Source organism: Enterobacter sp. CM29 (genome assembly GCF_013179605.1).
GTDB classification, from domain to species: domain Bacteria; phylum Pseudomonadota; class Gammaproteobacteria; order Enterobacterales; family Enterobacteriaceae; genus Enterobacter; species Enterobacter intestinihominis.
Window position 1 is genome coordinate 1 of sequence record NZ_JABMCU010000144.1, and the last position, 11346, is coordinate 11346.

Sequence of the window (11346 nt, forward strand, 5' to 3'; positions counted from 1 at the left end):
CGCTTAACCGCCACCCGTAATACGCAGGGTGAAGAGGTGCGTCGCCGCTGGGACAGCCGCGGGCGTCTGATTGCCCTGGAAAACGAAAACGGCGAAGCGTACCAGTTCCGCTGGGGTGCGGACTCGCTGCTGCTGGAAGAGGTGGGGCTGGATGGCGTGGCCTCGCAGTATCGCTACGACGCCTGTGGGCGTACGATAGCGCGCACCTTTGCCGCCGGACATCCGGAGGCCATTACCCATGCCTTTGCCTGGAGCGCGAGCGGCCAGCTGGTCGCCCGCACCACGCCGGAAGGGCAGACCCGCTACCACTACACCCCGTCCGGCCTTCTGAGCCGGATTGGGCTGCATCCCGCGCTTTCAGCCGATGCCTGGAGCGCCGAAGCCGAGCAGGAGCTTGTGTTTGAGTATGACGCGCTCGGGCGCGTCACGCGCGAAACGTGCGAACACGGCGAGCTGGCGTGGCAGTATGACGCCCTTGGCAACCGCACCTCCGTCACGCTGCCCGATGGCCGGGAGCTGAAACAGTTCTACTACGGCAGCGGGCATCTGCTCAGCATCGCGCTTGATAAGCTCTCGGTCTCCGACTTTACCCGCGACGAACTTCACCGTGAAACCAGCCGTACGCAGGGGCTGCTAACCACACGCAGCGAATATGACCGTCTCGGTCGACTGCATCGCCGGGACGTTTTTACCGGCAATGCCCAGCGCCCGTCGCCGCGCCGCTGGTCCCGCCGCTGGGATTACGACTATCGCAATAACCTGGTCCGCGAAGAGCGGGACGATAACCCGTTCAGTTGGTACCGCTGGCAGTACGACAGCGCCGGACGTCTGCTGGTTCAGGACGGCACGCTGCCCGGCCAGGAGCAGTGGCGCTGGGATGCTGCCGGTAACCCGCTCGAAGGCTCTGCTGAGAAGGTCACGCACAACCGCCTGACGCAGCTGAACGGCATTCGCTGGTGCTATGACATCCATGGCCGCACCGTGGAGAAGGATAACGGCCAGACCCGCTGGCACTACCGCTACGACGGCGAGCACCGCCTGACGGAGGTCATCAGCCAGCCGCGGGACCGCAACAGGCCGCAGACGCAGGTCAGCTTCCGCTATGACCCGCTCGGGCGACGCATCAGCAAAACGCGCCGCCAGATGCTGGGCGGGCAGCCAACCGGCAAGCCGGTCACCACGCGGTTTGTCTGGGAAGGGTTCCGGCTGTTGCAGGAGGTGCACGGGGACGTGCCGCTGACCTACGTCTACAGCGATCAGGACAGCTACGATCCGCTGGCACGAATTGACGGCGTTGATGCCCCGGAAATCTTCTGGTTCCACTGTCAGCCCAACGGCACACCGGAGCGGATGACTGATAGCGAAGGGCAGGTGCGCTGGGAAGGGGTGAACAGCGCCTGGGGCAAACTGCTGCGGGAAAGCGAAACGCAGGTATCAGGATATTCTCAGAACCTGCGCATGCAGGGGCAATACCTGGACCGTGAGACAGGGCTGCACTACAATCTGTTCCGGTATTACGACCCGGACTGCGGACGGTTTACGCAGCAGGACCCGATAGGGCTGGCGGGGGGAATAAACCTTTACCAGTATGCGCCGAATGCGCTGGGGTGGGTGGATCCGTGGGGGTTATCGTGCAGAAATAGCTGGAATGATTTCCAGAATAAAACAAAAGGGGTTTTCTCAAGTAGGGCTTGGGCAGCAAAGGCGTATAATTCTTTAAAAGGCACGACGAAGCCCAATCGGCCAAACCCAACGAACTATCTAGACCCTTCTTATGTTAAGCAACATCTTGCTTTATTTAATGATGGTATTTCTAAAATTGCATGGGGAGTGAATAGAGCTGAGATTGGCCCTCCATCTGGTCATTTTGTGATGCCAAAATCAGTTGCTGATAACATTATTAAGAAAGCTGGCGGAGATGTCGGGAAGTTAGAGAAAATGTTAGGATTAGACCCTGGAGATCTTGGCGATTCACCGGTCCGAATAGATATCCTTAAACCTCAAGGGCTTAGGATGCCTTCAGGCAACGAGGGAGGGGCTAATGATTTTTGGGTTCCTGGAGGTAAGACGTCAGGAGGGATCCCTGAAGCCGTAATAGATCAAACGCCTGTCGGTGATGCTTTGATTACACCGATTATAAACAAATAGAGGTACGAAAAATGAGTGAAGTTATTTTTACTGGTTTTGGCATTGACATAATTAAAAGAGATAATGAATATTTTATCCGATATGATGCTGGAACTATTGCTATGATTGATAAAGAGTCGAAAATTACATCCGAAGAAGCATTGAAAGCACAAAGAAGTGAAAGAGATGCTTATGAAGTTATTGTTGCCACTCAGACTAGAGAAGGGAAAAATAAGCCCTTTTTTTCAAAGGATTAATAGTTTTATGCAGGGGGGATATTTTACAGCCAAAAAATCAGGAGTTGTATAATTGATAGCGTTGAAATTGTAGCTTACTATATTCTATAGTTGTAATTAATTAATATTTTAAAATAGTTATTGTTTTATTTTGTACGTAACTATTGTTGTATAGTTAATTTCATTGCTAAACTCGGTGACAAACCGCTCGTTTTTATTTATATAGCATAATTACAACGAATTTTTTACTCAATTAGCATTTGTCAACTTCAGTTATGGGGGCATCCTTGCGTAATAATCGCTATCTTTATGGTCAATCAATCCTCAAAGAGAAGATATGTACATAGCAACAAAAACGATAGAAGAATATGAAAAATAGTCTTTTTTACATAATGAGGCATAGATATAGTCAACATGTTGACCTACTGATTTCACATCGTCAAATATTGCTACGATCACGAGACTATGATGAAAAACTGAGCCAGTGGGGTAAAGGTAATGTATCTCAAGGCGCTGTGATTCATAAAGATTATGTTATTTTTGATCCTTTACCAGAGGACGCATTTGGAGCAAACGTAAATATCAAAATAGAGAATGCTTTTAATTTAGATGAAAATGCTCAACGCTGCATTGTAGTGCCATTTTTTATTACAGATAAAAATAAGCTTCAGGTGGCTTCTGCGACAGAGAAATTTGACATAAACATAAATGTAACCAACAAAACGTATTCGCTCTATTATGAGATTTGTGAAGGGGATGAAATTTATTACAATTTCACTCTTGTGCCGGAAAAAGACACTGTCACAGCTAAGTTTTTATTAGACGACCCTTGGGGAGGAAAAAAAGATAATCCACTCAAAGAAGGTGTTTTTTAACGTTAATAATAACTAAATAAGAACGAAAAAAATCCACGCCAAAGCGTGGATTTTTTTAATTCAAAACTAATCAGACGTTAAACAAGAAGTTCATCACATCGCCATCTTTAACGATGTAGTCTTTCCCTTCAGCACGCATCTTGCCAGCTTCTTTCGCGCCTTGCTCACCCTTGTAGGTGATAAAGTCTTCAAACGCGATAGTCTGCGCACGAATGAAGCCTTTCTCGAAGTCGGTGTGGATCTTACCAGCCGCCTGAGGCGCAGTCGCACCGACAGGGATGGTCCATGCACGCACTTCTTTTACACCAGCGGTGAAGTAGGTTTGCAGGTTCAGCAGCTCATAGCCCGCGCGGATCACGCGGTTCAGGCCCGGCTCTTCCAGACCCAGTTCGGCCATGAACTCTTCACGGTCGGCATCGTCCAGCTCGGCGATATCAGATTCAACGGCCGCGCACACGGCAACAACCACAGAACCTTCAGCCGCGGCAATTTCACGCACTTTGTCGAGGTACGGGTTGTTCTCGAAACCGTCTTCGTTAACGTTAGCGATGTACATGGTTGGCTTCAGGGTCAGGAAGCTCAGGTATTTGATCGCCGCTTTGTCTTCTTCAGTCAGGTTTTTCAGCGCGCGCAGCATGCCCGCGTTTTCCAGCTGTGGCAGACATTTTTCCAGGGCAGCCAGTTCCGCTTTCGCGTCTTTGTCGCCGCCTTTGGCTTTCTTCTGCACGCGGTGAATGGCGCGCTCGCAGGTGTCGAGGTCAGAGAGGGCCAGCTCGGTATTGATGACGTCGATGTCGTCAGCCGGATCCACTTTGTTGTTAACGTGGATGATGTTGTCGTTCTCGAAGCAGCGCACAACGTGGCCGATCGCTTCGGTTTCACGGATGTTGGTCAGGAACTGGTTGCCCAGGCCTTCACCTTTGGATGCGCCTTTTACCAGGCCCGCGATGTCCACGAACTCCATGGTAGTTGGCAGAATGCGCTGCGGCTTCACAATTTCTGCGAGCTGGTCCAGACGCGGATCGGGCATAGGAACAACACCGGTGTTCGGCTCGATGGTACAGAACGGGAAGTTCGCCGCTTCAATACCTGCCTTGGTGAGCGCGTTGAACAGGGTGGATTTGCCCACGTTTGGCAGACCGACGATACCGCATTTGAATCCCATTTCTAAATCACCTTAATATCTTGATAATCAATCCGTTAACGATAACCGATTGAAGAAAAGTAAATAACTACGCCTATTATACACGTAACCCGCGCGACGCGCGGTAAAAAAGCCCCATGGCGCCGATTATTGCGCTTTGAAAGCGTGCAGTCGATTGGTGGCTTTCGTCAGGCCGTCCTGAAGCCAAATCTCGGTGCAGCGGGCCGCTTCGTCCACCGCTTCGTCAATCAACTTCTGCTCAGAAACCGGTGGTTTACCCAGTACGAAACCAACAACTTTGTTTTTATCGCCCGGATGGCCGATTCCCACGCGCAAACGGTGGAAATTAGGGTTATTACCCAGTTTGCTGATGATGTCTTTAAGGCCGTTGTGGCCGCCATGACCGCCGCCCAGCTTGAACTTCGCCACGCCTGGTGGCAGATCCAGTTCGTCGTGGGCCACCAGGATCTCATCCGGATTGATGCGATAAAACGTTGCCATAGCCGCCACGGCTTTGCCGCTCAGGTTCATAAAGGTGGTTGGCACCAGCAACCGCACGTCGGCACCCGCAAGATTGATGCGTGAGGTATACCCGTAAAACTTGGGTTCTTCACGCAGGGGAGCGCGCAGACGTTCCGCCAGCAGATCAACATACCAGGCGCCGGCGTTATGGCGGGTAGCGGCATACTCTGCGCCCGGATTGGCGAGGCCGACAATCAGTTTAATCGTCACGATTTACTTCCTAATGGGTTCCAGATCTGGCGCGTAGTTTACTGTCTGGCGCGCCGCTTGACAAAGTTCTGCCTGCTGTACACCGAAATGCGAATAATTTCTTCTTTGAACAATTAGAATTTCAAGCTGTTCAATGTCTTATTTGTAAATTTTTGTCCGGGAGTTATCTGTAAATGTGATCATTCACGCAACTCATATAAGTGGCGTTGTCTATACTTTACACAAGGAGAAGGGGTTTTTCCCCTGACAACCCAAAGTTCCGGAGGTGACATATGAAACGCAAAAACGCTTCAATGCTCGGTAACGTGCTAATGGGGTTGGGACTGTTCGTGATGGTCGCCGGTGTCGGTTATTCAATTTTAAACCAATTACCGCAGCTTGACCTCCCACAATACTTTGCGCATGGCGCGGTGCTGAGTATCTTCCTCGGTGCGGTATTGTGGCTCGCCGGGGCGCGCGTGAGCGGACATGAGGAAGTCTGCGATAAATACTGGTGGGTGCGCCATTACGATAAACGATGCCGCCGCGACCAGCATAAGCACGGCTAGTGCCCCATAAAGAACACCGAAACGACTTCATCTGAAGTCGTTTTTTTTTGCATGACGCATTGACCCTCACGTAACGTAAGGCTTCAGAGTAGCGACACTGGCAGAACAAAAGGAGCCGTTATGTTGATTCAGGTGGGTGAACTGGCGAAACGTGCTGGGATCACCGTGCGGACTTTGCATCACTACGAGCAAACAGGGCTGTTGTTACCTTCTGCCAGAAGCGCGGCAGGCTACCGGCTTTATAACCTGGCGGATGTGCAACGTCTGCATATGATCCAGACGCTGGCAAAAGCCGGGCTGGAGCTTGCCGAAATCAGGGATTTTCTGGAACAGCGTTCGCTGTCATTAGCGGAATTACTCGACGGGCAAATCACTTTGCTGGACAAGCAACTGCGTAGCATCCATACGCTGCGCAACCGGCTGGTGGAATTGCGTACCGGGCTGACCGACGATGCGACGCCGGATCTGGAATCCTGGCTACAGACTCTGGAGTTAATGAATATGTACGATCGCTGGTTTAGCAAAGAAGAGTTGCAGCAACTGCCGTTTGCGGTAGAGAAAGAGGCGCTGGCGGATATCTGGTCGGGTCTGGTGACGGAGGTTAAACATTTACTGGAACAGAACGTCAGCGTCACGGACGCGCGGGCGACCGATTTGGCTTCACGGTGGATGGAACGCCTGGAACAGGATACCGCAGGCAAACCGGAATTTTTGACCCGTCTGAACGAAATGCACAGCGTGGAGCCGCAGATGCAGGAGCAAACCGGCATTACACCGGAGATTACGGATTACATCACGCGGGCGTTTGCCGAATCAAAGCTCAGCATCTGGGAGAAATATCTCACTGCCGAAGAGATGGCCTTTACCCGGGCGCACTACTTTGACCGGATGATGGAGTGGCCGCCGCTGGTGGCAAAGCTACATCAGGCGCAGCGGGATAATCTCAGTCCCGCTTCTGACGATGCGCAAAAGCTGGCAGAAAAGTGGCTGGTTTTATTCCAGTCCTATGCGGGAACAAACCCGCAGACCCAGCAAAAATTTCGTCTCGCCATGCAGCAGGAGCCGCATCTGATGAAAGGCACGTGGATGACGCCTGCCGTGCTTGAATGGCTCCAGCAGGCGATCGGGGTGATGATGCAAAGACGTATCTCTGAATCTGATGACTCACAGATCCGCTAATGCAGCTTCACGGTTAGGGTAGAAGGACAATCGGCCAGGGATCGGCTGTACGCCCGCGCGCGCCATGGTGCGCAGGGGCTGGAATTCGAGATTACTGATCCGCAGCTCGCAGCCTTCCGGCAGGCGGGCAATAAAGCGCTGGAAGGCATCCAGACCGCCGGCATCCAGCACCGGGACGGCATCCCACTTCAGCACCACAATCCGTTTGCCCGCGATGCGGGACGCCAGATCGCTGAACAAACCTTCCGCCGCGGCGAAGAACAGCGGGCCAATCACGCGCAACACCAGCACATCGTCAGGCACCTCAACGTTAACCGGGGAGAGACGCGTCATCTGCGCGATGCGGCGCATAAACAGCAGCGAGGCCAGCACTATGCCGACGCTGATAGCGATAACCATATCAAACAGCACGGTCAGCGACATGCAGATCAGCATCACGATAATGTCGTCTTTCGGCGCACGGCGCAGCAGATTCACCACCTTATGCGCCTCACTCATATTCCAGGCCACCATCAACAGCAGCGCAGCCATGGCCGAGAGTGGAAGCCATGAAAGCAGCGGGGCAAGGATCAGCAGCGCCATGATCACCAGCAGGGAGTGAATGACCGCGGAAACCGGTGATGTCGCGCCCGCACGTACGTTCGCGGCGGAACGGGCAATCGCAGCCGTAGCCGTAATACCGCCGAAGAACGGTGCAACGATGTTCCCTAAGCCCTGACCGACTAGTTCGCTGTTGGCTTTGTGCTTTGTGCCGGTCATGCCGTCGAGCACGACGGCGCAGAGCAGGGATTCAATCGCGCCCAGCATTGCCATGGAGAACGCGGCAGGCAGCAGAGCGCGAAGGGAATCCCAGCTCAGGGTGAAGCTGGAGCCCGGCATGTCCCACGGCAGAACCAGCTGCGGCAGCAGCTGCGGAATACCGTTACCCTGTGAGCCATCCGCCAGAACATAGTGGAACTGGGAGCCAATGGTGGCGACCTGTCCACCGAGCAGGTTGACGACGCCCATCACCGCGCAGCCCAGCAGCAGAGCGGGGAGATGCCCCGGGAGACGAATGCCTAAGCGAGGCCAGACGATGAGTGTGCCGAGGGTAACGATGCCAATGGCTGCATCGCCCAGGTTGGCCGTCGGCAACGCCATAAACAGCGCGCCCACTTTCTGTAAGTAGTGCTCCGGAACATGGGCCATTTGCAGGCCGAGGAAATCTTTAATCTGCATGGTCCCGATGGTAATCCCAATCCCCGAGGTGAACCCCAGCGTCACGGAAAGGGGAATATATTCAATCAGGCGACCAAAGCGGGCCAGACCGAACAGAATTAAAAAGATGCCGGACATCAGGGTGGCAACCAGCAGGCCTGCCAGACCAAACTGTTGGGAAACCGGGTAGAGGATCACCACAAAGGCGGCAGTTGGGCCGGAGACGCTGAAGCGGGACCCGCCCGTCAGCGCAATCACAATCCCCGCAACGGCTGAGGTGTACAGCCCGTACTGCGGCGCGACGCCGCTACCAATCGCCAGTGCCATCGCCAACGGGATGGCAATAATCCCGACGGTGATCCCGGCTATCAGGTCACGAACGAAGCGTGACGACGTGTATTTCTCTTTCCAGCAGGCGTCGATGAGGGCGCGAAAGGGCAGAACATGTGAGGAGGTTACGTTTTTCACAATTATCTATCATCCGTGTGCGCATCATCTGTCATATGAATGGCAGGTGAAGGAGGCATAAGTCATACAAATAAATACTATAAACAAAAAAACCCGCCGTAGCGGGTTTTTTGGCCGTGTTCGATCAGTGTTCGAACATTGCGGAGATCGATTCTTCGTTGCTGATACGACGAATCGCTTCGGCCAGCATCCCGGACAGAGTCAACGTACGCACGTTTGGCAGCGCTTTGATCTCGTCGCTCAGCGGGATGGTATCGCACACCACAACTTCGTCGATGACGGAGTTACGCAGGTTGTTTACCGCATTGCCGGAGAAGATCGGGTGAGTTGCGTAAGCGAATACGCGTTTCGCACCACGCTCTTTCAGCGCTTCAGCGGCTTTACACAGCGTACCGCCGGTATCGATCATGTCGTCCACCAACACGCAGTCGCGGCCAGCCACGTCACCGATGATGTGCATCACCTGTGAAACGTTAGCACGCGGACGGCGTTTGTCGATGATCGCCATGTCGGTATCGTTCAGCAGCTTCGCGATAGCTCGAGCACGTACCACGCCGCCGATGTCTGGAGAAACCACAATCGGGTTGTCCAGATTCAGTTGCAGCATGTCTTCCAGCAGGATTGGGCTGCCGAAAACGTTATCAACCGGCACGTCGAAGAAGCCCTGGATCTGCTCTGCGTGCAGGTCGACCGTCAGTACGCGGTCAACGCCGACGCTGGAGAGGAAGTCTGCGACAACTTTAGCGGTGATTGGCACACGCGCGGAACGGACGCGACGGTCCTGACGTGCATAGCCAAAGTAAGGAATAACAGCAGTGATACGGCCAGCAGAAGCACGACGCAGCGCGTCGACCATAACAACCAATTCCATCAGGTTGTCGTTCGTTGGAGCACAGGTGGACTGGATGATGAAAATATCACCACCGCGTACATTTTCGTTAATTTGTACGCTGACTTCGCCGTCGCTAAAGCGACCTACAGCGGCGTCGCCGAGGGAAGTGTACAGGCGGTTGGCAATACGTTGTGCTAGTTCCGGGGTGGCGTTACCAGCAAAAAGCTTCATATCAGGCACGAGAAGAACCTCAGGCATGCGTCCAGTGGTGGATAGCGTTCGCCGCAAACTGCGGGGCCTAAGCAAACGCTATCCAGGCGGTGTATTAAAGAGCGCGATGCAACGTCTGGAACAGGGTGACGTTGTCACCGAAACTCAGTCTGCGCCAGAATGGCCTGCTGTAGGGGGGAGGTGTTCATCCCGCGTGCTACAAAACCATGCAGCCAATCCGGCGCTTGCTCAAGCACCTGACGGGCGGCGGATTCGGTGTCAAATTCAGCAAAGACACAGGCCCCTGTACCGGTCAGGCGCGACGGCGCGTATTCTAACAGCCAGGAAAGCACCGCATCAACCTCGCGAAAACGTTTTCTTGCGATATCCTCGCAATCGTTGCTGAATTCACAATTTAATAACGTTTTTATTGACCGTACCGGGGTATTTCTTTTCAGGTCAGGATCTTTAAAGATGACCGGGGTAGGAATGCTCACGCCAGGGTGAACGATCAGATACCATTTTTCCGGCGGATCGACCGGCGTGAGGATTTCGCCCACCCCTTCAGCAAACGCCGCGTGGCCGCGCACAAATACTGGTACATCGGCGCCCAGCGTCAACCCTAATGCTGCCAGTTCGTCCGTCGTCAGACCGCAGCCCCACAGGTGGTTAAGCGCCACCAGTACGGTCGCGGCGTTTGACGAACCGCCGCCAAGACCGCCGCCCATCGGCAGGCGTTTGTCGATACGTATATCCGCACCGCTTCCCGCTGGCAGACGACCCGACGACGACGCCGTTTTCATCAGCAGGCGGGCAGCGCGCACGATCAGGTTATCGTCATGCGCCACGCCGTCGACTGGCGTCAGCAGGCAAATCTGCCCGTCCTGACGCGGTTCGATTGAGATCGTGTCGCCGTAGTCGACAAACTGAAACAGGGTTTGCAGGGTGTGATAGCCGTCAGCGCGCTGCCCGGTAATGTAGAGAAACAGGTTCAGTTTTGCGGGAGAGGGCCAGTGGGTCATCATTTAACGATCCAGTTATCCATTTTCAGCTTGATACGCTGGCTACCCTGCGTCAGCTCCATATTGGACGGCAGCGATGGTTGCGTCTTGCTGTCATACGCGCTGTACACCACTTTCCAGGTTTTACCGCCCTGGGTGTAGTTAACCTGGCTCAGACGGTATTGGTCATCAAGCGTATAGTCGGTGGCGTCACCCGGCAGGCCAAGGATCCACTGGCGCAGACTATTGAGCGGAATCGGCATCCCGGTCAGTTTGCCAATCATCTCTTCGGCGTCGGTCGCGGTGTAGTGCTGGCCTTTGTTATCGGTGATCTGCGCTTCGCCAGGCTTCGCGTTAAGCTCCAGCTCGGTGCTGCCCAGCGGGTTGAGCAGCAGCAGGCGATAGTTGTCCTGCCCCGTTTGCTGCCAGAAGAAGCGAGCATAAACTTTTTGTTCGTCAGAGAGATATGCAAATGCACCGCGGGTCTGGTACTGGCTTAATTTCAGCACATCCTGCTGGTGCTGACGCCACTGCGGTGAGTCTGGGCTTTTGCCCGGGCCTTTCTGCTGATGAACGGAACAGGCGGTCAGAACCAGGGCCGCCAGAGGCAGCAGGCGAATCATTCGGGTCATAATGATGACAAATCCTTGAGATACGTTGCAGTTATAACTGTTAATGCTAGCGTTGAAGGGTGCCACCGTCTACGTTCAAATTATCTCAAAGCGCGGCGTAAGCTATTACTCCGAAAGGGGGCAGTCTCTTTTATTGATCTCGCGCATCCTGTATGATGCGTCCTG

Annotated in this window: 11 protein-coding genes; 5 read left to right on the plus strand and 6 right to left on the minus strand. The window is 53.8% G+C overall.

The window, feature by feature from the left end; genetic code table 11:
• From HP459_RS16450 to comJ, 3 genes are all read left to right on the plus strand, one after another.
• Positions 1-2148 (plus strand): RHS repeat-associated core domain-containing protein (locus HP459_RS16450; protein WP_171936499.1); only part of this gene is annotated, 2148 nt, incomplete at its 5' end.
• 11 nt (positions 2149-2159) lie between these two features.
• A complete protein-coding gene (locus HP459_RS16455; protein WP_023330151.1) occupies positions 2160-2384 on the plus strand; it encodes a hypothetical protein in 225 nt (74 codons plus the stop codon).
• Between the two features lie 347 nt (positions 2385-2731).
• A complete protein-coding gene (gene comJ / locus HP459_RS16460) occupies positions 2732-3238 on the plus strand; it encodes a competence protein ComJ (protein ID WP_022648383.1) in 507 nt (168 codons plus the stop codon).
• A gap of 70 nt (positions 3239-3308) precedes the next feature.
• Here comJ and ychF read toward each other — a convergent pair whose 3' ends face one another.
• Together ychF and pth are read right to left on the minus strand one after the other, a co-directional pair.
• Positions 3309-4403, minus strand: coding sequence for a redox-regulated ATPase YchF (ychF, locus tag HP459_RS16465; RefSeq protein ID WP_010432886.1), 1095 nt, complete (start codon positions 4401-4403; stop codon positions 3309-3311).
• A gap of 126 nt (positions 4404-4529) precedes the next feature.
• Positions 4530-5114: an aminoacyl-tRNA hydrolase gene (gene pth / locus HP459_RS16470; RefSeq protein ID WP_006810922.1), complete on the minus strand. Its 585-nt coding sequence runs from the start codon at positions 5112-5114 to the stop codon at positions 4530-4532.
• A 272-nt stretch (positions 5115-5386) separates the two neighbouring features.
• Here pth and ychH point away from each other — a divergent pair, with 272 nt between their 5' ends.
• Together ychH and HP459_RS16480 are read left to right on the plus strand one after the other, a co-directional pair.
• Positions 5387-5662: a stress-induced protein YchH gene (gene ychH, locus HP459_RS16475; RefSeq protein WP_022648382.1), complete on the plus strand. Its 276-nt coding sequence runs from the start codon at positions 5387-5389 to the stop codon at positions 5660-5662.
• Between the two features lie 120 nt (positions 5663-5782).
• Positions 5783-6841, plus strand: a complete 1059-nt coding sequence (locus tag HP459_RS16480) for a MerR family transcriptional regulator (RefSeq protein WP_171936500.1) — start codon at positions 5783-5785, stop codon at positions 6839-6841.
• Here HP459_RS16480 and dauA read toward each other — a convergent pair.
• The 4 genes from dauA to lolB all read right to left on the minus strand — a co-directional run bounded on the left by dauA (position 6827) and on the right by lolB (position 11181).
• Positions 6827-8506, minus strand: a complete 1680-nt coding sequence (dauA, locus tag HP459_RS16485; RefSeq protein ID WP_038416189.1) for a C4-dicarboxylic acid transporter DauA — start codon at positions 8504-8506, stop codon at positions 6827-6829. The two genes, HP459_RS16480 and dauA, sit on opposite strands and share 15 nt — an antisense overlap.
• A gap of 124 nt (positions 8507-8630) precedes the next feature.
• Positions 8631-9578 carry a ribose-phosphate diphosphokinase gene (gene prs / locus HP459_RS16490; protein WP_003856663.1) on the minus strand — a complete coding sequence of 316 codons (948 nt, stop codon included), beginning with the start codon at positions 9576-9578 and terminating at the stop codon, positions 8631-8633.
• A 125-nt stretch (positions 9579-9703) separates the two neighbouring features.
• Positions 9704-10573, minus strand: a complete 870-nt coding sequence (ispE, locus tag HP459_RS16495) for a 4-(cytidine 5'-diphospho)-2-C-methyl-D-erythritol kinase (RefSeq protein ID WP_032624093.1) — start codon at positions 10571-10573, stop codon at positions 9704-9706.
• A complete protein-coding gene (lolB, locus tag HP459_RS16500; RefSeq protein WP_171936501.1) occupies positions 10570-11181 on the minus strand; it encodes a lipoprotein insertase outer membrane protein LolB in 612 nt (203 codons plus the stop codon). The genes ispE and lolB overlap by 4 nt, the downstream gene beginning before the upstream one ends.
• Positions 11182-11346 lie beyond the last annotated feature (165 nt).